The following is a 23702-nucleotide window of genomic DNA, read 5'->3' as shown; positions in this document are numbered from 1 at the left end:
TAACACCTCTCAACCCCTGCCTCACTGGAAGCGATTTGCCATGCCCATCAACCGCCGTGATTTGCTCAAAGCCATTGCCGCCACCTCATTGACAGCCTGCGGCAACGACTCCACTTTGTTGAGTAATCCCGGTACAGGCCCCGGCACGCCCACCGGCCCGAACGAAAACACCGGGGTTGCAGAATTCACGGACAGCCTGCCCGCACCTGGCAGCGAACCTGCGTCGTTTGATTTCCCAATGGTGTTGGCCTTGCCGTTTGCGCATGGTGTGGCCAGCGGCGACCCTTTGGCGGACCGCGTCATGCTGTGGACCCGCTTGACCTTCCTCGCTCCGCCTGCCGATGGGGTGAAAGTGCGTTGGGCCATCAGCACCAACCCCGACCTGAGCAACCCGGTCAAAACTGGCAGCCAGGTGGTGCTTGCTGCGCGCGACTGGACCCTGAAAGTGGATGTGTCGGGTTTGAATGCTGCCACCACCTATTACTACCAGTTTTATACTGGGCCCCACCGTAGCGTGATAGGCCGAACCCGCACCGCACCTGCGTCAACTGTGGATGCCATCAGCCTCGCGGTGGTGTCTTGCGCCAGTTACTGGTCCAGCACCTGGAGTGGCTATGGGGCCATTGCCCGCCGTGATGACCTGGACCTCGTGATTCACTGCGGTGACTATATCTACGATTTCGTTGATGAGGATGAACGCATCCGCGCACGCAAGGACAAAGCCACCACTGACTATGTGGACTACCGCGACTGGCTGAACCTGGACGAGTGCCGCAGGCGGTATGCCTTGTTCCGGTCCGACCCCAACCTGATGGAGGCCCATCGGCAGCATCCGTGGTTCATCACTTGGGACAACCACGACATCGACCCCGGTTTTGGCAATGAACTGCCCACCACCTTGCCGGACGGCGTGAAATCCACCTGCACCTTGGCCGACACCACGCAGGCATTTTGGGAATGGACGCCCTCGCGCCCCGTTAAGGCTGATGGCAGCGGTGAATTCCTGTTGTATCCCGACACGGAATACCCGGAGCCTGAAGACGCCCTGAAGGTATACCGAACCTTGCCTTACGGCCCATTGGCCAGCATACGGGCACTGGACACCCAACTGGCCTTGCCACGCTACGGTCAGACTGTGGATGCCAGCCATCTGGAGGATTCGGCGCCCAGCCTCATGGGCAAACGTCAGTTTGACTGGTTGGTGACGGGCCTTAGACAAGACCAGGCCCGGGGTGTGGTGTGGAAGATTCTCAACAACCAAACCTGGATTGCCCCTTGGGTGGTGCCCAACCTCAGTGGTTCGCCCGTGGCCCGTTTGCCGGTGCGCTGGAGCGATTACTCCGAGGAGCGAACAGCCTTGGTACAACAGCTTCGTGGGCAGGTTTCAGGCACCTCTGCTGCCCAAGCCCCCATTCAAGGCTGTGTGTTTGTGTCTGGCGACATGCACGGCAACTGGGCCGCCGACGTGGTGGAGGACAATGCCACGGCGTACCTTGCTCAAGGGCCCGTAGGGGTTCCTGTGCTGTCCACCCGCCCGGGTACGTCTTCGGAAAACCGGGCAGCCGGGGTGCAGCGTTTGAACTCCGGCAACCTGCCAGGTGTGAACCTGCGCGCTGCATCTGCTGCGGTGGAGTTCGCCCCGTCGTCCATGGGGCGGGGTGGGGCGGACGAGCTGGTGGCCAACGCAGCCCCCGTTACCCCGTTTGCCCTTCAAGTGGCCGCCAGCCGCGCAGTCGAGACAGCCACTTTGCTGGCCAACCGCCACGTGCAATTCATGGAGTGGGTGGAGCACGGCTACGGGGTGGTGGTTCTCACCGCTGAAAAAGCGGTGTTTGAATGTTGGTGGCAGGACAAAACCCGCGTGGACGCACCGGATGTACTGGGGGCTCAATTGGTGAGCTTTGCAAACGATGCACCCTCTGCCTTGCCCGTGCCCCGCTTTGCCAATCAAATTGACACGGTTCAGGTGCACGGCATGACAGTCAACCCGGTTCGCAGCCCGCGTACTTCCGTGTTGGCCCCGTCAACCGCTTCGGTTCTGCCGCGTTAAGCCAGGTGGACGCTTGGCCAAGGGCACTGTCTGCTTGACCGGGTGGCAGGAATGCAGGAGCATTCCGTCAGACATGTTGTAGAGGTTGCAGGTCATGAAGCAGTTTGAAAAAGTGGTCAGAACGTGTGGGCGGTTGGGTTTGGCATTGGCGGCCACAGCCGTGATTGCAGGGTGCGCAACGGTCTATGAAGTGCGTCCACAGGCCCAGCAAGGCCAGGTGCAGGTGTTCAACCAAGGCGTTGAATCCTTGCGCTCCGAGAAAAAGCATGTGGTAGAGGCCGGCACCATGCAGGCCATGAGCCGGTTTGATGAACCCCGTTATATGGTGGTGTTCACCAACCGGGGCAAAAACCCGGTCGAGTTCTCGCCTGACAATGTCTCAGCCGATGTTCAAGGGCAAATCATTCGTGCCCTCAGCTATGAGGCCCAACTCCAGTCCATTGAAAACCGCCTTCGCTACTACGGCTATTCTGTCGGTGTGGGGCGTGGCCCCGGTGTGTTCTACCCCGGCGTGTTTTATACCCCAGGGTTTGGTGTGCGGGGGCACTACGGGGTAGGGTACGGGTACTCCGTGTTCAACCCTGCATTCAATGACCGTCTTGATGTGGACCAAGCCTACCGTAATTTGGACCGCCTGCGTCAATCCGGGCTGAAGCACAGGGTGGTGCAACCCGGTGAAACCGTTCGGGGCGAGGTCACCTTGGCGGGCCGTTTACCCGAAGGGCAGGTGCAGTTTCTCAACCTGTTGGTTGATGTTGATGGCGAGCGCCACAGCTTCGAATTTGGCTACCGCGGCCGCCGTTAAGCAGCCCTGTGGTTTTCAGGCGGGAAGGGTTGATGACGAGCGCAGTTGCTGGAGCTTGAATTCCAGCAGCTGGTTGCGCTGAGCACCTTGCCGCACGTCCTCCGCCAACTGGCTGACCAAGGCATTCAGTCGGCGGATTTCCTCTTCTTTGGCAACCAACAGGTCATCAACCCGCTTCTGGGCTTGGGCCAGGTGGCGGCAAAGCACCACATGTTCCTGTTCTAATTTGCCGGGCTTGCAATTCATCATGGCCATTCTCCCTGTGTATGAATCATGGGAGAAGTCATCTTATATGAGAATAATTCTCATTACAAGCCCGGTGTTCTCGACTGCTGTCAGCCTTAAATCACTTGGACAACAATTCAAAGCCCAGGCCTGCGTGTTGTTGCAAGCGGCTCAGCAACGCATCGCCCATCAATGAAGAGGGTGTCCAAAAACCACCTTGGGTGGATGAGGGGATGTCCTTGGCCAGGCAAGCGGCTGCTTCAGCAAGCATTTTGGCGGTCGACCCGTAACCGGGGTCTTTGTCGCCAGTGACCTTGGCCACCAGGGTTTGGCCGCGCAGGGTTGTGCCGTAGAAACGCAGGTCGTAGCTGCCTTTGTTTTGGGCTTCTTCACTGGGGCCCTCGCCCGGCTTGGGCACCACGAAGCGCTCAAGCACCCAGCGGGTCGGGGGCAGCGCTGCACCGACAAAAAATGCGCCCAAGGTGGATGCCACGGTGCTGGCTGTCATGCGGCCTTTGAAGCCTGTGCCCGTCATCATGGCCTCGTCGTATTGAAAGTCTTTGCCATAGGCATGGCCTTTCACACCGTTGCTGCGGTGAACCACCCGGGTGTTGATCGCGGCCATGATGAACGGTGCCAGCCAACTGCCTGACACGGGGTCGAACTCTGCAAACTTCACGTTGGGTTGGCGCGCAGCCAGCTTCTCGGGCGCAATCAAAAACGGGTTGGCCAGTTTCTTGGCCAGTGAACGGTCCTTGGTCAATTCTTTGGCCAAGTTAATGATACTGGCCACTGTGCCGCCGGACATGCCACCCTTCAAGCGCCGCACACGCATGCGCACCTGTTGGCAGGGGGCGCCGAATTGGGCCATTGCAGCCTGTTGAAGGAAATGCACACCGAGGTCGGAAGGAATGGAATCGAAACCGCAGCAATGCACAATGCGCGCACCAGTGCGTTTGGCCGTGGCTTCATGTTCATTGATCATCCGCTCGATCCACTGCACCTCGCCGGTCAAGTCGCAGTAATCCACGCCCGCTTCCACACAGGCTTTCACCAAACCAGAACCGTACAAGGCGTATGGGCCAACAGTGGACACCACCACGCGTGCGCCAGCCACCAGTGCTTGCAGGTCAGCTTCGGATGACGCATTGGCCAGAATCACCGGCAATTGGGAAGCCTCAGGGCCCAGCGAGTTTTTCAGTGCGGCCAGTTTGGCCTCATCGCGCCCGGCGATACCCCAGCGAATTTCGCCATTCAGGCCATGTCGTTGCCAAAGGGTCTTGGTCAGAATTTGACCCACAAAGCTGGTGGCACCAAAGACCACCACGTCCAGTCGTTCTTGTGTCAAGTCAGTCTCCCGCTGCCTGAAGGGCAGTCGATGATTTTTATTCGGTGTGTTCACCGGCTGCGAGTGATACTAAACCATAAGATGGGTGATATCTATCGGAGGATACTGGCCGCAATGTGAAATAGTGACGCTGTGGTCACCCGAACCAAGGGCCACTCACTGTCAACCGCGACCCACCGCTCGCGTTGAGAACGATTCCCCAAACCGGCAAGGAATTCGACGTGAACCCATTTGAATTGCACGAAGCTGCTGTTGATTATCAGCATCTGCAAGCGGCAGAGTGCTGGCACGGCCACCGGCTCGGCCTGTTCTGGCAGCCTGTGCTGTGCCGAAGCGCGCCTTACGAGGGCTACCATGTCGAGGCTTTGCTGCGTCTGCAACCGAATGCCGCGCCCACGATGCTGGACACCACCGAGTTGATTCACCGGTTGGAAGCCCGGGGCAGCACCAGCGGCTTGGACAATTGGGTCATCAGCTCCAGCCTTGATTTCCTCGCCCGGCACGGCGACGCCTTGAACGGCCTGCGAACTTTGAGTGTCAATGTGTCACCGTGTTCCTTGAACAACGATGATTTTCTGGACGACACCTTGGCCCTGTTTAGGGCCTACCCTGAGCAGTCTGCCAAGCTGTGTCTGGAAATCACCGAGGTCAGTCGGCTGTCCAATTTCAGAAGCATTCAGCGTTTTCTCGCGCAAAGCCGCACCTTGGGGGTGAAAGTGGCCTTGGATGATTTTGGTTCCGGCTACAGCAACTTCAGGTATGTCATCGACTTGCAGTTCGACATCATCAAGATCGATGGGTCCATTGTGCGCACTATCTGCCACAACCGTGCAAGCCGGGCCGTGGTGTCGTCCATTGCGAAACTGGCCCGAGACCTGAATTGCACCTCAGTGGCCGAATGGGTGGAAGACACAGACACCCTGCAGGCCCTTTTGGCACTGGACATTCACGGCTTTCAGGGCAAGCTGGTAGCCATGGCCATGGAACCGGCCCGTTTTTTGAATGCGCGAAACCTCAATTGTGTGTTGCCCAAAGGGCATTTGGACGGGCTTCTACTTAACCCGGACTCACGATTGTGGGCTTGACGTCCGCCGCACCGGCAGCGGCTCCCAAGGGTGGATGCTGCGCAAGGTATTCCACCCAGAAGTGCCGCACGATGGATTTCTCAAGTTGCCCACGCCGGTCCAGTGCGCAGGCCAAGCGCAGTGTCATGCGTAGGCATTTTTCATCCATACTCGTCCAGAACACTTCCGGCTTGGCTTTGGGCAGGTCCACGAAATAGTCTTTCTCAAGTTGTGAGAAATGTTTTTCAGCGTCCTGTATCCAGGCATGGCCTGCCTCATTGGCCAGCGTCAACACCAATTCCTCGGCCAGGGGAATATTCACATGTCGGTCAAAGTGGAAGTCGATCAGGTGAATGCCGTAGGCCCCATAGGCGGACAACACCTTCAGCGGTGTGGAGAAAATCAGGCTGTTGGGAATCTGAAGAATTCGCCCGGTCTGCTTTTTGGAGGGCCCAATTTCAGCCAGCTCAAAACTGACAAACCCGGTGTTGACCAGTTGCCCGGTGTAGGCCCCAAACTCCAGGGTGCTGCCGATGCGCAGGCTTTTGTTCAGCGAGATGGTCAGTGCCCCCCACAGGCACAAAATAAATTCCTTGCTCACAATCAGCAAGGCACCACCGATGGCCGCCAGTGACAGCAAAAAGCCAGTGATCTGGTTCGACCACAAGGCCAGCACCAACAACACAGCGCCCACCCACACCATGTTTCGGCGGCGCACCCAGGTGGCCCGAACATTGTTGCCGGGCAGGGTGTCTTTCTGAACCGCCAGGCGCCAATGCATCAGCCGGTTCACCAAGGTGGCCAGCATGAGTATCGTGATGGTCAGCACAAGCCGACCCAAGCGGCTTTCCAGAAAATCAAACACCGCTTCGATCAGTGGCTTGGCTTCTTTGTACAGAATCAACAGTTCATTCATCGTCAGTGTGCTGCAAATTGCGTTTTTGGGCGTTGCTGGGGCCCAAGCTCAAGTCTTGCCTGAAAATACTTTCCAGTTCCTGTCGGCCCTGAATGCCCAGGGCAATGATGCTGGCCTCGTCGCCTTTGGTTTTGGCCTGTTTGTCCAGCAGGTCGGTGTCGTGCCTTTTGAACACCTCGGCGGTTTGCAAGGCCTGCACCTCGCTGTATCCCAAGGCACTCAGGGTATCCACAGCAGCTTCCAGTGCGCCAGAAAACACCTCGCGAATCACGTGGTGCGCACCGGCGGCTTTCAGGGCCAGATAGTCGTTCCGGTTGTGGGCGCGGGCAATCACTGTCACTTTGGGGTGATTCTCCAGAATGTAATGAACCACGTCACGGCAGTGCTTGGGGTCGTCCAAGGCCACCACAGCCGCACGCACTTTGGAAATGCCTGCCGCCTCAAGAACTTCGCGTCGTGAGGCATCCCCGAAGTACACACGATTGCCGAATTTTTTCACGAATTCAATGTGATCGATGTCCCTGTCCAGTGCCGTGAAGTGAATCTGGTTGGCCGCCAGAATACGGCCTGTGACCTGTCCGAATCGCCCGAAACCGAGAATCAAGGCCTGCGGTTCCTGCGAGTCGAACTGTTCCTGTCGTTCCGGGGCTTTGGCAATCTGTTTGTCGGTGAACCGGTCAAACCAGATGACAGCGGGGGCTGTCAGCGCCATGGACAGGCCCACCATCAGGTTCACCATATTTGCGGTGGCCTCGGGAAGCAGGCGTTGATCGACAGCTTCGGACATGATCACGAAACCGAATTCACCGCCTTGGCACAGCATCAAGCCCAGCATCAAGGCCCGTGGAAACGGGACACGGGCCAACACAATCAGCCCGATGATGACCGCTGTTTTCAAGCCCATCAAACCCAGTGTGCCGAACACCACGGTCAGCGGGTTGGCGAGCAGCAGTTTGAGGTCCAGCGTCATGCCGATGGAAATAAAGAAAAGCCCGAGGCTTAGGCCTTTGAAAGGCTCCACATCAGCTTCCAGTTGATGCCGGAATGAGGAGTTGGCCAGCATCATGCCCGCCATGAAAGCCCCCAGGCCCATGGACAGGTTCACCTTGTCCATCAACACCGCCGAACCCAGGCCGATCAGCAGCGCTACCACGGTCATGATTTCACGGCCACCGTAGCGGGACATCCATTGCAGAATCGGGTTCACCAAAAAACGCGCAGAAGCAACCAGTGTGAGCACCGCAGCAGGGGCAATCCACCAGGCCAGGTCGGCCTCTTGGGTTTCGATGGGCGAGATGGCCTGAAGAATCAGCAGGATGGGCACGACGGCTAAGTCCTGGAACAGCAGGATGGAAAACCCGCGTCGGCCATCTTCGTTACCCAGTATCCCTTTGTCGGCCATCAGTTGCACCGCAAATGCGGTGGATGACAAGGACACCGCCAGAGCAATCACCAAGGCGCCGTTGCTTTTCATTTCAAACAGCCAATGCAGCACGGCATACACCAAGGTGGCCGTCAGCGCCATTTGCCCAAACCCAAAGGCCAGCACTTGTCCGCGCATGTTCCACAGTTTGGCCGGTTCCAGTTCAAGGCCGATGACGAACAGCAGCAGCACCACGCCTATTTCAGCAAAGTGCAGCACCTTTTCTGGGTCGCCAAACAGGTTCAGCCCTTCCGGGCCAATGGCCACGCCGGCCACCAAGTAACCCAGAATGGCCCCAAGGCCCAGCCACTTGAACAGTGGCACGGCCAGTGCTGCGGCAATCAGGAAGTAAAGTGCGTTAACCATCAGTGGGGCAGCAGGCGCAAAGCCAGTGCAGTTGCCTCGCCGCCACCGATGCACAGGCTGGCCACGCCTGTGGTGCCGCCTGTGCGCTTCAATGCGCCGATGAGAGTACACACAATGCGTGCGCCGCTGGCCCCAATGGGGTGACCCAAGGCGCAGGCACCGCCGTGAATATTGACTTTGCTGGCGGGCAGGTTGAGTTCAACCATTGCCGCCATGGTGACGACAGCAAACGCCTCGTTGATCTCAAACAGGTCCACCTCTTGCGCACTCAGCCCGGTTTTCGCGAACAGCTTTTGCATGGCACCCACTGGGGCTGTTGTGAACAGACTGGGTTTTTGGGCGTGGCTGCTGTGGCCCAGAATTTCCGCCAGCGGGGCCAAGCCCAGGCTTTTGGCGGTGCTCGCGCGGGTCAGCACCAAGGCGGCTGCACCATCGGAGATGGACGAGCTGTTGGCCGCGGTCACCGTGCCGCTGTCTTTGCGAAAGGCTGGTTTCAGCGTGGGAATTTTGGAGGGGTCGGCTTTCAAGGCTTGTTCGTCTTGCTGAACCAGTGTGCTGCCTTGGCGCGATGGCACTTCCACTGCTTGAATTTCCCAGTTGAAATGCCCAGCCTCGGTGGCTTCACGCGCCCGTTGGAGGGAACGGATGGCGAATTCATCTTGCGCAGCACGCGTGAAGGTGTAATGGTCGGCACATTCCTCTGCAAAGGTGCCCATCAAGCGGCCTTTGTCGTAGGCGTCTTCCAGGCCATCCAGAAACATGTGGTCCATCACCTGGCCATGGCCCATGCGCAGGCCGCCGCGGGCTTTGGGCAGCAGGTAGGGTGCGTTGCTCATGCTTTCCATGCCACCGGCTACGGCCACCCGGCTGCTGCCAGCCATCAAACTGTCGTGCGCCAGCATGATGGCCTTCATGCCTGATCCACACATTTTGTTGATGGTGGTGCAAGGGGATTCCAAAGGAAGCCCAGCACCCAGTGCCGCTTGGCGGGCGGGGGCCTGGCCTTGGCCTGCAGGCAACACGCAGCCCATGACCACCTCGTCCACCAGTTCGGACAAGGTGGCGTGCCCAGACCGTTTGACGGCGCCTGATATGGCTTGTGCACCCAGTTCAGCAGCGGTCAGGCCAGACAAGCTGCCCTGAAAACCGCCCATGGGTGTACGGGCCAATGAGACAACAACAACCGGGTCCTGGGTCATGACTGCGCTTCCTTTCTGAATGATCGTCCAGCCCTATTGTCGCTGGAAAATCATTCAGAACGCGCAGGCCAGTCAATTTGCTGACGTGGCGTGTTCCGACAAAAGTTGTTCGCGGGCCTTGAAGGTGGCTTGCATCATCACCTTCAATGCTTCTTCCGACTCGTGCCATTGCCGGGTTTTCAAACCACAGTCCGGGTTGATCCACAATCGCTCTGCCGGAATAACTTGCAAGGCTTTGTGGATCAAGCGTTCCAGTTCACCCACCTTGGGTATGCGGGGTGAATGAATGTCGTAAACGCCGGGGCCAATCTCGTTGGGGTATTTGAAGTCACCAAAGGCCCGCAGCAGTTCCATGTCGGATCGGCTGGTTTCAATCGTGATGACGTCGGCATCCAATGCAGCAATGTGGTCCAGAATGTCGTTGAACTCGCTGTAACACATGTGGGTGTGAATCTGGGTGTCGTTGAAGGCGCTGCCTGCGGCAATCCGGAACGCCCTTGCAGCCCACGACAGGTAATGGGTCTGCGCTGCTTTGCGCAGGGGCAAGCCTTCGCGGAACGCTGGTTCATCCAGTTGAATGATTTGAATGCCCGCACCCTGCAAGTCGGCCACTTCATCACGCACCGCCAAAGCCAGTTGCAGGGCGGTGGCTTCACGCGGTTGATCGTCCCGTACAAAGCTCCATTGCAGCAACGTGACCGGGCCGGTCAACATGCCTTTCACGGGTTTGTCCGTCAGGCTTTGGGCGTAGGCACTGACTTCAACGGTCATGGGTTTGGGCCGCTCCACATCGCCAAACAGAATAGGGGGTTTGACACACCGTGAGCCGTAGGACTGCACCCAGCCGTTGCGCGAGAAGGTATAGCCCTCCAGTTGCTCGCCGAAGTATTCCACCATGTCGTTGCGTTCGGCTTCACCATGCACCAACACATCCAGCCCCAAGCGGTTTTGAAACTCGATGGCTGTGCGAATTTCCTGCGCCATGTGCGCATCGTAATCTGCCTGCGTCAGTTCGCCTTTGCGCAAGGCGGCGCGTGCTGCCCGAATTTGAGGCGTTTGCGGGAATGAACCGATGGTGGTGGTCGGCAACAGGGGAAGGTTCAAGGCCTTGGCCTGCAGTTCCCGGCGTTCTTCGTAAGGGGCTTGCCTGCGGTCGGCGTCGGCCGCAAGGTTGGCCAGCCTGGCCTGCACTTGGGGTTTGTGCACCAAAGCGCTGCGGTGGCGCTCTTGGACCCACTGTTGGTGTTCCGCCCAGGCCTTGCCCTGTGCGCTGTCTGTACTTTTGCCCTGCAACAGGGTTTTGGCGTGTGCCTTGAGCAGGGCCAGTTCAATCAGTTTTTCCTGCACCCCGGCCAGCCAGGGGCGTACACGGGCATCGACTCCTTCGTCGGTGGACAGTTGATAGGGCACATGAAGCAGCGAGCAACTCGGGGCAATCCACAGTTCGTTTTTGCCGGAATTCAGGGCTTGCTGAATCAGCTCACCTGCGGGGTTCAAATCGGTGCGCCAAATATTGCGGCCGTCGATCAGGCCCAGTGACAACACCTTGTAATTGGGCAACCAGTCCAGCACGGCAGCCAATTCTTCGGGGGCACGCACACAGTCCACATGCAGGCCATCCACAGGCCATTTGCACACTTGGCTGATGTGCCCGTTCAAACCCGAGAAATAGGTGGCCAGCAGCAGTTTGGGGCCGCTTTGCTTCAGGCGTTGCAGCGCCGATTCCATGGCCAGCAGCCAGGTGGAATCAAGGTCCAGGCCGAGAATCGGCTCTTCCAGTTGCACCCAGGTCACGCCGGCCTGTTTCAACTGCGCCAACAGCTTTTCATATTCAGGCAGCAGCAGGGTAAGCAGGTTCAGTGGCTGCAGGCTCTCGGTTTTGCTTTTGCCCAGGTACAGGAAAGACAAAGGCCCCAGCAACGCCACCTTGATGGGGTGGTTCAGGGTTTGTGCTTGGGCCACTTGTTCCAGAAGTTCTTGCGCGTCCAGCTTGAATGCAGTGGTGGCGCTGAATTCAGGGACCATGTAGTGGTAATTGGTGTCGAACCATTTGGTCATTTCAAGCGCAAAGGTGTCAACACCCGGTGCTTGCCCACGCACCATGCCAAACAGGCGTTGCAGTGGGGTGTGCTGTTCCGTGAATCCGAAGCGCGCTGGTTCACAGCCAAAACGCTGGATGTGGCTGGCCACATGGTCATACAGCGCAAAGTCGCCGACTGTGATGAAGTCCAGCCCGGCGTCTATCTGCTGTTGCCAACTGGCCTTGCGCAGTGTGCTTGCCACATTGTTCAACCCCTGTTCGTCCAGTTGGCCTTTCCAGTGGGCCTCCAGCGCGGTTTTCAGTTCGCGGTTTGGGCCGATGCGGGGAAAGCCCAGGCTGTGGGTTCGAATCATGGTGTTGCTCCGTGGGTTATGCAAAGGTGCCCATGGTGTTCGCAATCTTGATATTATTCAAACGACATTTTTTCAATAAAAGTATGAATATATTTCATGGAGTGATTGGTGCCACCTTCTGTGCTTGATTTACGCCACCTGCGAACACTGTGCGCCGTGGAGGACACGGGAAGCCTGTCCCGTGCGGCTGACCTGTTGTGCCTGACACAATCGGCGCTGTCACACCAATTGCGCGCCCTGGAAAGCCATTACGGGGAGGCCTTGATGTACAGGCAGGGTGGCCAAGTGCGTTTCACGCCCACCGGCACCGAACTCTTGAAACTGGCCCGTGCAGTGCTGCCCATGGTTGATCAAACCGAGTTGACCTTGAGCAAACTGAATTCCGGGGCAAGTGGCCCGTTGCGGGTGGTGGTGGAATGCCACACCTGTTTCGATTGGTTGATGCCCGCCATGGATGTGTACCGGCAGCGCTGGCCCGACGCCGAGCTGGACATTGTGTCGGGCTTTCACGCAGACCCGGTCGGTTTGCTGCATGACGGCCAGGCCGAGTTGGCCATCGTGTCCGAGTCGGTGGACGAGCCCGGTGTGTCTGTTCACCCCCTGTTCAGTTTCGAGATGATGGCGGTGGTGCCTTCGGGTTCCAAGCTGGCCAGCCGTGCATGGCTGAAGCCCTCGGATTTTCAGGAACAGACCTTGATCACTTACCCTGTGCCCGACGACATGCTGGATGTGGTGCGTCATTTTCTCAAGCCTGCGGGTGTGCAGCCCACCCGCAGAACTGCGCAGTTGACTGTGGCGCTGTTGCAATTGGTGGCCAGCAACCGTGGGCTGAGTGTGTTGCCTGTGTGGGCCATCGATTCCCATGTCCGCAAAGGCTATGTCGCCCAAGTGCGTTTGGGCAAGCGGGGCCTGCATTCCACGCTGTATGCAGCAACACCATTGTCGGTGGGCAAGAGGGCCGATGTTCAGGACTTTTTATCCCTGATGCGCGACCACAGCTTGCGCAACTTGCCCGGCGTCAGTCCTGCTTAGCGTTGTCCATTTCAAGCTTCAAATTCGAACGCTTGTTTGAAAACACAGGCGCCTCGCAGCCCTTTTTCTGCGGTAGTCTTTCAGCATTCCATCTAAAGCAATTTGCAGGAGACACCCATGAACTTGAACAACGCTGTAGCCATCGTCACCGGAGGCGCATCAGGCCTGGGCCTGGCCACTGTTGAAGAATTCCTGGCCCGAGGGGCCAAAGTGGCCATTTTCGACATGAACGAGGCCGCTGGCCAAGCCGTGGTGGACGCAAACCCCGGGCGTGTGATTTTCGCCAAGGTCAATGTGGCCGATGAGCAGTCCACTCAAGCCGGTGTTGAGGCCACACTGGCCGCGTTTGGTGCGGTGCATGTGGCTGTGAACTGCGCGGGCATTGGCACTGCCGGCAAAACCCTGGACCGCGACAGCAAAGCCCTGCCGCTGGATTCCTTCGCCAAGGTGATTCAGGTCAACCTGATTGGAACATTCAACGTGGCCCGCCTGGCCGCTCAGGCCATGGCCAACAATACCCCCGACGCTGATGGCCAACGCGGCGTCATCATCAACACGGCTTCTGTGGCGGCGTTTGATGGCCAAACCGGGCAAGCCGCGTACTCGGCCAGCAAGGGCGGGGTGGTCGGCATGACCTTGCCCATGGCCCGTGATTTGTCCCGCTACGGCGTTCGCGTTAACACCATTGCGCCGGGTATTTTCGACACGCCCATGATGAAAGGGGTGTCCGAAGAATATCGTCAGCCGCTGATCGCCATGGTTCAGAACCCCAAGCGCTTTGGTGACCCCGCTGAGTATGGCCGCCTGTGTGTCACCATTGTCGAAAACAATTATTTGAATGCCGAGACCATTCGTTTGGATGGCGGCATTCGCATGCAGGCCAAGTAATACGATTCAAGCAGGACGACACCATGGGACATTCCACACCGGCTTTGGCCGACGCATCCGAGGACATCACCCTGTTTCGCGACATGCTGCTGCGCTGCCTCGACAAGGAAGTGCTGCCGCATTACGACCAGTGGGAGAAAGACGGCTGGATGCCCAAATCAGCCTGGCTGACCTTGGGGGCAGCTGGCCTGCTGGCCCCCGACATGCCCGAGGAATACGGCGCCGCTGGTGCGCCGTTTGAAGTCAGCCAGATGATTCTGGAAGAAACCTGCCGTGTGGGCGTGCACAGCCTGAGTACCGCACTCAGCGTGCACTCCAACATTGTCGCCCCTTATGTGAATAACCTGGGCACACCGGAACAGAAGGCCATGTGGTTGCCCAAGATGATCACCGGCGAAGTCATCGGCTCCATCGGCATGACCGAACCCGGCGCAGGCAGTGATTTGGCGGGCATGCGCACCACGGCTGTTCGGCAGGGCGACGATTACATCATCAACGGCTCCAAAACCTTCATCACCAATGGCTTGCACTGTGGCCTTTTGGTGTTGGCTGCAAAAACCGACCCAACCCTGGGTGCCAAGGGCATTACCCTGTTTTTGGTGGACAGCAGCTTGCCCGGCTTCACCAAAGGCAAGGGCATCAAAAAGATGGGCCAGCATTCCAACGACACGGCGGAGTTGTTCTTTGACAACCTGCGCGTGCCTGCGTCAGCGGTGTTGGGTGAAGTGAACCAAGGGTTTGTGTACCTGATGCAGGAACTGCCCCGCGAGCGCATCGGCATTGGCTCTCAGGCCATTGGTGCTTGTGAAGGGGCCATGGCGATGACGGCGGACTACGTGCGCCAGCGCAAGGCGTTTGGTCAGCCTGTGGCCCAGTTCCAGAACACGCGGTTTACTTTGGCCGAGTTGCGGGCTCAGCTTGAGTTGACCAAGGCGTATTGGGCCCATTGCGTGACCCGTTTCAAGGCCGGGTTGATGACGACTCAGGAAGCGTCAATCCTGAAGCTGACGTCCACCGAGTTGCAGGTGAAGTTGACCCATGAATGCCTGCAACTGTTTGGGGGTTATGGCTACACCGAGGAGTACCCCATCTCCCGCTTCTTCACTGATGCACGGGTGCAAACCATTTATGCAGGCACTTCGGAAATCATGAAGGAAATTATTGCACGCGGCGAGCTGGGCCGCTGATGGGGGCAGCAGTGTCACGGGACTGACCATTTCGTGACACATGAGCGCAATGTGCCGCTGGCATAAAGGGAAGTTGAACCTGAGTGTTGCTGATTCAGCGACGCTCGGGTGACGGTTCACAAACCGGTTTTTTCACTCCTTTTTTGCGCCATAGCCCATGAAAAAAATCTTCGAAACGCTCCACGAGCAACGTTGGGACGACCATCGCTACTACCACCACAGTCGCATCAACCAGAGCCTGCATCTGCTCAGTGCACTGTCATTCCTGTTCGGTTACGTGCTGCTGTTTGTGGACCCAGTCTCCGCAGCCCTGGTGGCGTGGCTGGTGGCCATGACCAGCCGCCAGATCGGCCATTTCTTTTTCGAGCCGAAAACTTACGACATGGTCAACGAGGCCACTCACGACTACAAAGAAGAAATCAAGGTGGGCTACAACCTGCGACGCAAAGTGATTTTGCTGAGCATTTGGGGCGCCTTGCCGGTGTTGATCTGGTTCACGCCCAGCACCTTCGGCTTGCCCCCAACCGGTGCAGACACCACCAGCTTTGTGCGCAGCGTCGGCGAAAGCTGGCTGTACCTCGGGTTCGCCGGTCTGGTGTTCCGCACGGTGCATCTGTTCTTCATTCGTGACTTGGAAACAGGCTTGGTGTGGGCCCTGAAAATCATCACGGACCCATTCCACGACGTCAAGCTGTACTACAAGTCGCCGTGGTACCTGCTCAAAGGTCAGCTTCTTGACCCGATGGACGATGTCAAGGCCCGCCAGGTTTCCTTGAGCACGCGCCGCTGAATCTTCTTGTTGCTGTCGCAGGCCGGGCCGGTGTGCCACCACCCGTCGGCCTGCATGGCCCGGGCTGCCTGAATGAACCGGGTGGAGAACAACTCAAAGTCGTCATCCGTCCAGTTGTGACTGAATATCATGCGGCCTGAGCCCACCCAGCTCAACAGCAGGCCTTGGTCCAGCAGGTAGAACTGAAACATCCAGTTGAACCGCGAAGGCTGGTTATACAGAATCGTCCAGACCGACACCATGTTCTCCAATTGAACCGGTACGCCAGCTTGCTTCAAACGCTTGTTCAAGGCGTCTTTCCGGGCATTCCAGCGCTCGTCCAAGCCTTTGTAAAGTTCATCGCCCCTGTCATCCAGCTCATCCAGAAAGGCGCTCATGCTGTGCATCACCGCCGGGTGTGAATTAAAGGTGCCTCGGGCAAAGCAGATGTCCGCCGGTTTGCCCGGGCGGTAACGCCGCATCAACTCAGCCCGTCCGCACAGCACGCCCACCGGCAGGCCGCCACCCAGTGTTTTTCCATAGGTCACCAAATCGGCCCGCACACCGAAGTAATCCTGAGCGCCCCCCTTGGCCAGGCGGAAGCCCAAGAACACTTCATCCAGAATCAGCACGATGCCTTTGTCGGTGCACACCCGGCGCAATTGCTGTAGCCATTCAGTGTATGCAGCACGGTCGTATTTCGCTGAGCGCAGGCTGCTCAGCAAGGATGAGTCTCCCGGTGCGTTGCTGTTCGGATGCAAGGCTTGCAGGGGGTTCACCAACACGCAGGCAATGTCTTTTCGGCTGGCCAGGACCTTCAGGGTGCGGGCACTCATTTCCTGAAGGGTCAGGGTGCGGTCGGCACTCACCGGGTTGCCGACCCCGGGTTGAACATCGCCCCACCAACCGTGGTAGGCACCGGCGAATCGCACAATGCGTTCCTTGCCCGTGTGGTATTGCGCCAACCGTACCGCCTGCATCACCGCCTCGGTGCCGCTCATGTGAAATGAAATTTCATCTTGCCCGGCAATGTCCAGCACGCGGCGTGCATTGCCCAGCACCACTGGGTCGTAGGGGCCCAGCACCTGACCAAGGGGCCGGTTACGCTCGCCAGCCTGTACCATGAACCGTTTGTACGCGTCGTGGCCCAGCAGGTTACAGCCGTAGGCGCCCGTGAGGTCGAGGTACCAGTGGCCATCCACATCACGAATTTCAACGCCTGCGGTTTCTTCCACGAAGCTCACCGTGCTCAGGTGTTGGTTCACCCAGTTGCGAAACTGAAAGGGCACCCTGTACAGGCTGGTGAATTGCGCGTCCGAAATGCACTGCCGTGCTTCCTGAGACAGGGCGCGGCCTTTGGGCAGCCGCTCTGCCAGCCTTTGTGCCAAGTGTTCAAAGCCCGATTTGCGCAACTGCACCACCTCGGGTGGGGCGTCGTCGCAGGCATAAAATGCGTCGCCTTCCAGCGCGTAGTAGGGCAGCAAGCCACTGACCCTTTTCGCCATGCGCACATGGCCAGACAGGCCGGGGTGTTTGGCGCGGGACAATTGCAAACGACGGTACACGGCCAGGCTGCCCCAGGTCAGGGCAGTGCTGGCCAAAATCAGTTCCAGGCTGTTCATGTGGCTTCACGGAATTGTCAAACTTGGGGCCTACAGTGTGCGTCCAGGTCAATGACAGGGTGATGAACCCCCATGCTCGATACATTGAATTTCGTACTCACCAACCGCTTACCCAGGCTGGCCGCCAGCCGCTTGGCCGGAAAGCTGTCGGGCATTGAGCACCCCTTGTGGGCCAAACCAGCGTTGTGGCTGTGGGCCCGGTTCGGCGGGCTGGATTTTTCGGCCACACCGCACACGGGTTTCAAAAGCATCAAGGACTGTTTCACCCGCCCCCTTTTGCCGGGCGCAAGGCCCGTGGCCAGCCATGCATTGGGCGTGTCGCCCTGCGATGGCATTGTGGGTGCGCATGGCCGGGTGGATCAAGGCCGGATGTTTCAGGTCAAAGGCCTGGATTACGCCTTGAACGATTTGGTCATCGATCCTGCCTTGGCCCAAGGGTTGGCGGGTCATCAGTACATGACAATCCGCATCACTGCCAGCATGTACCACCGGCTTCATGCCCCATGCGCGGGGATGGTCAACACCGTGCATTACATTCACGGCGACACATGGAATGTGAATCCGCCCGCCTTGGCCAGGGTGCCCGGCTTGTTTTGCCGCAATGAACGGGCAGTGATGGACTGCACCTCTGCCCATGGCGAGCAAGTGGTGATGGTGCCGGTTGCCGCCATTTTGGTGGCTGGCATACGCCTGCATTGCACGGGCTTGTTGTTCGAACAAGGGTACCGTGGGCCAGCCCGCTGGTCTGTGAATACCCCGATGCAATGCGGTGAAGAACTGGGCTGGTTCGAGCATGGGTCCACCGTGGTGCTTTTGGTGCCCGGGCACTGGCGTTTGCATGAGTCGATTGCAGTCGGCAGTCGGCTGCACATGGGGCAGGCACTCTGGGTGTGATGCGGTATCCTTCCCCTGTTTTAAAACAGGCCGCGCGGAATGGATATTGTGATCAGCGAAGAGCAGGGCGTTCGAAACCTGCATTTTGGAAGCCCATGGATTCAGGGGGCCATGCGCATTGCACGCCCTTATGCCTTGGAGCTGGAATACACCCGGGAAATGATGGCCAGCCTGCTGTTCACTGGCATGGATGCCCCACCGCGCAGGGCGTTGATGGTGGGTTTGGGGGTGGGGGCGTTGCCCAAGTTTGTCTGGAAGCATTGCCCGGCTTGCACCATTGATGTGGTTGAAATTGAACCCGCTGTGCATGCTGCAGCCATTCAGCATTTCAAGTGGCCCCGAAACGACCCTCGCCTTCAAGTGCACCTGGGCTGCGGTGCTGAATTCATGGCACATTCTCAAGAAACCTATGACCTTGTTTTGATCGATGGCTTTGACCACCGCGCCCGGGTTGGCCCCTTGAACACGGTTGAGTTTTACAGCGATTGCGCAAAGCGGCTGGGGCCTCAGGGGTATTTGGCGGTCAACCTGTTGTCCAATCAAAAAGATTTCAAACCCGGGCAAGCCCGCTTGAATGCTGCTTTTGAGGGGCGTAGCGTGTTTTTGCCCCCCTGCGACAGCGGCAATGTGATTGCCTTGGCCCACAACGGCGCAGGCTTTGAGGTTGACGCTGCTGAATTGAATGCGCGTGTTGACCAGATTAAGGCCACCACCGGTTTGAACCTGAAGTCGGTTTCCACCAAACTCAAGGCGACTCTCGGGCTGTGAATTTCAGTTACAGTGATGCGATAACTCCAACACACAGAGACAACGTCATGAGCAGTTCCACCAAACCCATCTGGTTTTCCACGCCTGACCTTCAAACCATGAATGCGGGGAGCAAGAACACAGCCTTGCAGGCCATGGGCATCGAAATCACTGAAATCGGCCCTGACTATGTTCGGGGCACCATGCCGGCCGACCATCGCACCTTTCAACCTTTTGGCCTTGTTCACGGCGGTGCCAACGTGGTGCTGGCTGAAACACTGGGCAGCGTGGGTGCCAACCTGTTGGTGGACAACAGCAAGTTTTATTGCGTGGGGCAGGAAGTGAACGCCAACCATTTGCGGGGCGTGCGCAGCGGCTTGGTGACTGGCACGGCGCGCCTTGTCCACGCGGGCCGCACTTCTCAGGTGTGGAGTATTGAATTGCATGACGACCAAGGCAAGCTCACGTGTATTTCTCGCCTGACCATGGCAGTGGTGCCCATTCCCGGGGCCAAATCGTGAGTGGCGAGGGCATCTCCGAAGACCGGAACGTACTGGGTGGGCCGTTGATGGCCTGCTCCTATTCCCCATTGACTGGTTTTTATCGGGATGGGTGCTGCAGCACCGGGCCCGATGACCATGGCCGCCATGTGGTGTGTGCCCGGGTCACCGCTGAGTTTCTGGAGTTCTCCCTCAGCGTGGGTAACGACCTAAGCACCCCAAGGCCTGAGTACCGTTTCCCCGGCTTGAAACCCGGCGACCGCTGGTGTGTCTGCGCGCTTCGCTGGAAACAGGCCTATGAGGCCGGTGTGGCCCCGCCTGTGGTGCTTGAAGCCACCCACGAGAATGCCTTGCGCTTAGTCCCGTTGGAGAGCTTGAAGGAGTGCGCACTGTGATTTTCAAAGGTTTTGCTGACCAATTGCTCACTGCTGCCCGAATCAGCCCGACTGCCCTGTACACCGGTCACGTGTGGCAAGCCCATGAGCGGTCCGTGCCCGAACTGGAGTCATGGCCTGCCCGTTGCCTGCACACAGGTTTGGCGCCTGCCATGGCCATGTCCCGCAAGTTGGGTGGGCCAACGCTGGAGGATTTTCTGCTGGCCCGCCATGATTTGATCGACCTGCACCTGACCAAGGCCATTGAATCAGGCGCAGCCACCCAAGTGCTGGAGATTGCCGCAGGGCTGTCCCCCCGTGGGTGCCGTTTTGTTCAGAAGTACGGCGATGACATCACCTACATCGAAGCAGACCTGCCGGGCATGGTGGCCCAAAAGCGTAAACGCCTTCAACAAAGGTTGGGCGTGTGCCCCAATCACCGTGTTGAAATCATTGATGCCTTCGCCCACGAAGGGCCGCACAGCCTTCAGGCATTGGCTGGCTCGCTGGACCCTGACCGTGGCTTGGTGGTCATCACCGAAGGCCTGTTGAATTACTTCGACAAGCAAGCCGTACTGGGCCTGTGGCAGCGGCTGGGCCAGGTGTTGTCTGGGTTCTCGCACGGCATGTACCTGAGCGACCTTCACCTGTCCGCCCACAACAATGACCCCGTGGCCCGCGCTTTCGCTGCAGCGTTGGGCGTGTTTGTTCGGGGCAGGGTGCACCTGCATTTCGAGCAGCCCGGTGAAGTGGTGACAGCCATGCAGGCGCGCGGTTTGGCCTGTGAAGTGCAAAATCCCCATGCATTTGCGGATGAATTGCCCAGTTGTGCAGCCACAGGTGCCTCCTTGGTGCGCATCCTCCATGCCAGCGCCATGCATTATTGACCTGAGGTTACATGCGTATGCCCAGACCGCAGCAGCTTCCTGTTTTTTCAGCAATCAAACTGCCGAGCCCATGGGCCCGCATTGGCGCTGTGCTGCTCAGTGCGCTGTGCGGTTTGGGTTTTGGAGTTGGTTCACAGGCTCAAACCATGAGCCCAAGCAAGCCGGCTGGCCCACTGACTGTGTTGGGCGCCGAACAACGGGGCAATGCTGCTGGCACCATTCCTGACTGGACGGGCGGCCTGTCGGCGCCACCCGCAGGGTTTGATCCGCGCAAGGGTTACGTCGACCCGTATGCTGCCGACAAACCGTTGATGCTCATCAACCAGTCGAACCTGGCCCAACACCAGCAATTCCTCAGCGCCGGGCAAGTGGCGCTGGTGAAACGTTACCCGTCGTATTCAATTCCGGTGTACCCAAGCCGCCGCAGTGCCACCTTTTCGGCCGACATGCTCAAGGCCATCGAGCTGGAAGCAGGCAAAGCCAAAGTCATTCCCGGTGGGGCAGGTGTGGAGGGCGTACAGTCCAGCAGCGTGCCGTTCCCGCAACCCAAGAATGGTTTGGAAGCCATCTGGAACACCTTATTGCGTCGCCCCGCCAACTCCTTGCGGGTCTTCAATGCCAGTTTCGTGTCTGGGGCGGGGGTTAAACCCAACCCAGTGTCCACCGGGGCCACCATTGGTTTTGCCCCTGCGGTGGGCAAAGCAGGCAGCACCTTGCTCTTCGCCCTGATTGGTGAAACCACCCGCCCAGCGTCACAGGCCGGGGAAGCCGCCTTGGTGTTGGACACCCTGAACTTCAAAGACGACACCCGAAATGCCTGGGTGGTTAATTCAGGCCAGCGCCGAATCATCCGTGCCCCAGAGTTGTCTCACGCCGCCCCAGCAGCCAATTCCGACGGCCTGCGCACTGTTGACGACATTTATGGCTTCAATGGCTCGCCCGAGCGGTTCGATTGGACGTTACAGGGCAAGCGCGAGATGTACATTCCCTACAACAACTACAGGTTGAGCAACAAGGCGCTGAAGTACGCCGACTTGGTCGACGACGCCTTTGTGAAGCCCGATATCACCCGCTTTGAACTGCACAGGGTTTGGGTGCTGGAAGGCAACCTCAAGCCTGGGGCGGACCATGTATACCAGAAGCGGGTGCTGTACATTGATGAGGACAGTTGGACCATTGCCCTCATGGACCAGTACGACACCAAACGGCAGTTGTGGCGTGTCAAAATGCTTTACCTGATGCAGGCCTATGACGCGCCCGGCATGTATTCCGCCGGAGAAGTGCAACACGACCTGATCGCCCGGAAGTCTGTCTTTTCCGGTTTTCAGAATGAAGAACCCCCCACTGAATTCAATGTGCCGGTGAAGTTTGGTGATTTCACCCCCGGTGCTTTACGCAAGCTCATGCGATGAGCCCAAGACCATGACCCACAAAGACGACAAGCCTGACGACGATCAGGCCATGGACCGAATCAAAACTGGTGCTTTCGAACGCAACGTGGCGCTGACGCGCATGGGTGTTGGCGCCGGTGCAAAAATTGCCACCCACACCGTGCGAAACCTGTTCCGCCGTGGTCAGGCCAAGGAAGACGCCAATCGCGACTTCTACCGGGCACAAGCCAGGGAGCTGGCCGATCAGCTTGGGCAGCTCAAAGGCAGTGTGATGAAAGCCGGGCAGATGCTGTCCCTGTACGGTCAGTACTTCCTGCCGGAAGAGGCTGTTGAGGTGTTGGCTTCCCTGCAGGACAACACACCGCCTGTGGCTTGGTCTTTCGTAGAGCCTCAACTGTTGGATGCTTTGGGCGCTGCCCGGGTGGCTGAACTGGACATCCAGCGCAAGCCAATCGCTGCTGCCTCTTTGGGCCAGGCCCACTTGGCCACCGTGAAAGCCACAGGCGAGCAGGTGGTCGTCAAAATTCAATACCCCGGTGTGGCCCAAGCCATCGACACCGACATCAAAACCCTGTCCCGGCTGATTGCGGCCACCCGCATGGCGCCCAAAGCCCTGGACTTGACAGGTGTGTTCAATGAGCTGCGCGACATGCTGGTGCGCGAGTGCGACTATGTTCAGGAAAAAGCCTTCACACTTCAGTTTCAGGAGCGTTTGGCAGCCGACTCGCGCTTTGTCGTACCCAAGGTGTACCCCCAGTTCTGTGCAGCCCGTGTGTTAACCACCCGCTATGAACCCGGGTATTCCGTGGCCTCGCCCGAGGTGCAGGCTCTGTCCCAAGCGCGCCGCAACAAGCTGGCCTTGGCTTTTGTTGACCTGTTCATTCAGGAGTTTTTTGTCTGGAACATGGTTCAGACCGACCCGCATTTCGGCAATTACCGCATCCGGATTGACCCCGCAGGCGAGAACGACCAAATTGTTACGCTGGACTTTGGGGCCACCCGTCGGTTCGAGCCGAGTTTCGTGAATGAATACGCACGCATGGTTAGGGGGTCTTTACTGGCTGATCGCCAGCAGATTGCCCAAGCTGTCCTGAACATTGGGCTGATGAACCACGGAACACCCCGCAGCGTTCTGGAAGGGTTCGGCGACCTGACGGAAATGATTGTCGAACCGTTCCGCAAACCCTTTGACCCCAGGGTGCCCGAGCGGCTTTACACACCCGGCGGTGCCTATTGTTTTGGCCCGTCAGACTTGCCTGCCCGTGTAGGGCAGACTGCCGCACTGAAAATGATGTCCACCCACTTCAAAATTCCACCCCAGGAAATCATTTTTCTGCATCGGCGGATTGGTGGCGTGTTGGTCACTCTGCGTACGCTGCGGGCCGAGTTGCGCCTGCATGAAGTCCTGAAGCCCCACCTGGGCTTGAATGACTAAAATCACAGTCTTTGGCAATTAGAGGCCATCCATTAATTAATTGACCGAAATGGTCAATTATTCCGCCTTTTGAATTGAACCTTGCAGGCTATGCTTGGTCACATTGGTGCTTGCATGCGCATTCGATTGATTTGCTTAATCGACTGCATTGCCGAATTCAAGTTGCCCGGCCATCAAGACTGTGTT

At 58.2% G+C, this 23702-nt stretch carries 21 protein-coding genes; 14 read left to right on the top strand and 7 right to left on the bottom strand.

The window, feature by feature from the left end; all coding sequences use genetic code 11:
- Positions 1 to 40: 40 nt before the first annotated feature.
- Together ACK4FF_RS13460 and ACK4FF_RS13455 are read left to right on the top strand one after the other, a co-directional pair.
- On the top strand, positions 41 to 2050 hold the full coding sequence (locus ACK4FF_RS13460; protein ID WP_409710300.1) for an alkaline phosphatase D family protein: 2010 nt from the start codon (positions 41 to 43) through the stop codon (positions 2048 to 2050).
- Positions 2051 to 2144: 94 nt separating this feature from the next.
- Entirely contained in the window at positions 2145 to 2855 is a 711-nt protein-coding gene (locus ACK4FF_RS13455; protein WP_409710297.1) for a hypothetical protein, read from the top strand.
- Between the two features lie 15 nt (positions 2856 to 2870).
- Here ACK4FF_RS13455 and ACK4FF_RS13450 read toward each other — a convergent pair whose 3' ends face one another.
- Entirely contained in the window at positions 2871 to 3104 is a 234-nt protein-coding gene (locus tag ACK4FF_RS13450) for a hypothetical protein (protein ID WP_409710293.1), read from the bottom strand.
- Positions 3105 to 3201: 97 nt separating this feature from the next.
- Complete coding sequence (locus ACK4FF_RS13445) at positions 3202 to 4428, bottom strand: saccharopine dehydrogenase family protein (protein WP_409710290.1); 1227 nt, start codon at positions 4426 to 4428, stop codon at positions 3202 to 3204.
- Positions 4429 to 4649: 221 nt separating this feature from the next.
- Between ACK4FF_RS13445 and ACK4FF_RS13440 the strand changes: the two genes are divergently transcribed.
- A complete protein-coding gene (locus tag ACK4FF_RS13440) occupies positions 4650 to 5513 on the top strand; it encodes an EAL domain-containing protein (protein ID WP_409710287.1) in 864 nt (287 codons plus the stop codon).
- Here ACK4FF_RS13440 and ACK4FF_RS13435 read toward each other — a convergent pair.
- From ACK4FF_RS13435 to metE, 4 genes are all read right to left on the bottom strand, one after another.
- Entirely contained in the window at positions 5485 to 6408 is a 924-nt protein-coding gene (locus ACK4FF_RS13435) for a mechanosensitive ion channel family protein (RefSeq protein ID WP_409710284.1), read from the bottom strand. The genes ACK4FF_RS13440 and ACK4FF_RS13435 overlap by 29 nt on opposite strands.
- On the bottom strand, positions 6401 to 8197 hold the full coding sequence (locus ACK4FF_RS13430) for a cation:proton antiporter (protein WP_409710282.1): 1797 nt from the start codon (positions 8195 to 8197) through the stop codon (positions 6401 to 6403). Before ACK4FF_RS13430 ends, ACK4FF_RS13435 begins: the two co-directional genes overlap by 8 nt.
- Positions 8197 to 9396: an acetyl-CoA C-acyltransferase gene (locus ACK4FF_RS13425; protein ID WP_409710279.1), complete on the bottom strand. Its 1200-nt coding sequence runs from the start codon at positions 9394 to 9396 to the stop codon at positions 8197 to 8199. The genes ACK4FF_RS13430 and ACK4FF_RS13425 overlap by 1 nt, the downstream gene beginning before the upstream one ends.
- Before the next feature lie 72 nt (positions 9397 to 9468).
- The gene (metE, locus tag ACK4FF_RS13420; protein ID WP_409710276.1) at positions 9469 to 11790 is read right to left on the bottom strand and encodes a 5-methyltetrahydropteroyltriglutamate--homocysteine S-methyltransferase; all 2322 of its coding nucleotides are present in this window, start codon (positions 11788 to 11790) and stop codon (positions 9469 to 9471) included.
- Between the two features lie 108 nt (positions 11791 to 11898).
- Here metE and ACK4FF_RS13415 point away from each other — a divergent pair, with 108 nt between their 5' ends.
- The 4 genes from ACK4FF_RS13415 to ACK4FF_RS13400 all read left to right on the top strand — a co-directional run bounded on the left by ACK4FF_RS13415 (position 11899) and on the right by ACK4FF_RS13400 (position 15687).
- Positions 11899 to 12822: a LysR family transcriptional regulator gene (locus ACK4FF_RS13415; RefSeq protein ID WP_409710273.1), complete on the top strand. Its 924-nt coding sequence runs from the start codon at positions 11899 to 11901 to the stop codon at positions 12820 to 12822.
- Positions 12823 to 12939: 117 nt separating this feature from the next.
- Positions 12940 to 13710, top strand: a complete 771-nt coding sequence (locus ACK4FF_RS13410) for a 3-hydroxyacyl-CoA dehydrogenase (RefSeq protein ID WP_409710270.1) — start codon at positions 12940 to 12942, stop codon at positions 13708 to 13710.
- Positions 13711 to 13733: 23 nt separating this feature from the next.
- Positions 13734 to 14897 carry an acyl-CoA dehydrogenase family protein gene (locus ACK4FF_RS13405; RefSeq protein ID WP_409710267.1) on the top strand — a complete coding sequence of 388 codons (1164 nt, stop codon included), beginning with the start codon at positions 13734 to 13736 and terminating at the stop codon, positions 14895 to 14897.
- Positions 14898 to 15054: 157 nt separating this feature from the next.
- Complete coding sequence (locus ACK4FF_RS13400) at positions 15055 to 15687, top strand: hypothetical protein (RefSeq protein WP_409710264.1); 633 nt, start codon at positions 15055 to 15057, stop codon at positions 15685 to 15687.
- Here ACK4FF_RS13400 and ACK4FF_RS13395 read toward each other — a convergent pair.
- On the bottom strand, positions 15624 to 17288 hold the full coding sequence (locus ACK4FF_RS13395; RefSeq protein WP_409710261.1) for an aminotransferase class III-fold pyridoxal phosphate-dependent enzyme: 1665 nt from the start codon (positions 17286 to 17288) through the stop codon (positions 15624 to 15626). The two genes, ACK4FF_RS13400 and ACK4FF_RS13395, sit on opposite strands and share 64 nt — an antisense overlap.
- A 72-nt stretch (positions 17289 to 17360) precedes the next feature.
- Here ACK4FF_RS13395 and asd point away from each other — a divergent pair, with 72 nt between their 5' ends.
- From asd to ACK4FF_RS13360, 7 genes are read left to right on the top strand one after another with little or no spacing between them, the layout of a single operon-like run.
- On the top strand, positions 17361 to 18182 hold the full coding sequence (asd, locus tag ACK4FF_RS13390) for an archaetidylserine decarboxylase (RefSeq protein ID WP_409710258.1): 822 nt from the start codon (positions 17361 to 17363) through the stop codon (positions 18180 to 18182).
- 39 nt (positions 18183 to 18221) lie between these two features.
- Complete coding sequence (locus ACK4FF_RS13385) at positions 18222 to 18950, top strand: fused MFS/spermidine synthase (protein WP_409710255.1); 729 nt, start codon at positions 18222 to 18224, stop codon at positions 18948 to 18950.
- A 47-nt stretch (positions 18951 to 18997) separates the two neighbouring features.
- On the top strand, positions 18998 to 19450 hold the full coding sequence (locus tag ACK4FF_RS13380) for a PaaI family thioesterase (protein WP_409710252.1): 453 nt from the start codon (positions 18998 to 19000) through the stop codon (positions 19448 to 19450).
- Positions 19451 to 19497: 47 nt separating this feature from the next.
- On the top strand, positions 19498 to 19824 hold the full coding sequence (locus tag ACK4FF_RS13375; protein WP_409710821.1) for a DUF2237 family protein: 327 nt from the start codon (positions 19498 to 19500) through the stop codon (positions 19822 to 19824).
- Positions 19812 to 20690, top strand: a complete 879-nt coding sequence (locus ACK4FF_RS13370; protein ID WP_409710248.1) for a class I SAM-dependent methyltransferase — start codon at positions 19812 to 19814, stop codon at positions 20688 to 20690. The genes ACK4FF_RS13375 and ACK4FF_RS13370 overlap by 13 nt, the downstream gene beginning before the upstream one ends.
- 11 nt (positions 20691 to 20701) lie before the next feature.
- Positions 20702 to 22102 carry a DUF1329 domain-containing protein gene (locus ACK4FF_RS13365; protein WP_409710246.1) on the top strand — a complete coding sequence of 467 codons (1401 nt, stop codon included), beginning with the start codon at positions 20702 to 20704 and terminating at the stop codon, positions 22100 to 22102.
- 10 nt (positions 22103 to 22112) lie between these two features.
- Positions 22113 to 23516 carry an ABC1 kinase family protein gene (locus ACK4FF_RS13360; protein ID WP_409710243.1) on the top strand — a complete coding sequence of 468 codons (1404 nt, stop codon included), beginning with the start codon at positions 22113 to 22115 and terminating at the stop codon, positions 23514 to 23516.
- Positions 23517 to 23702 lie beyond the last annotated feature (186 nt).

It is taken from the genome of Limnobacter sp., from assembly GCF_046297615.1.
GTDB lineage: Bacteria > Pseudomonadota > Gammaproteobacteria > Burkholderiales > Burkholderiaceae_B > Limnobacter.
Note: the sequence above shows the minus strand (reverse complement) of the source record. Positions and strands in the feature narration are given on the sequence as shown.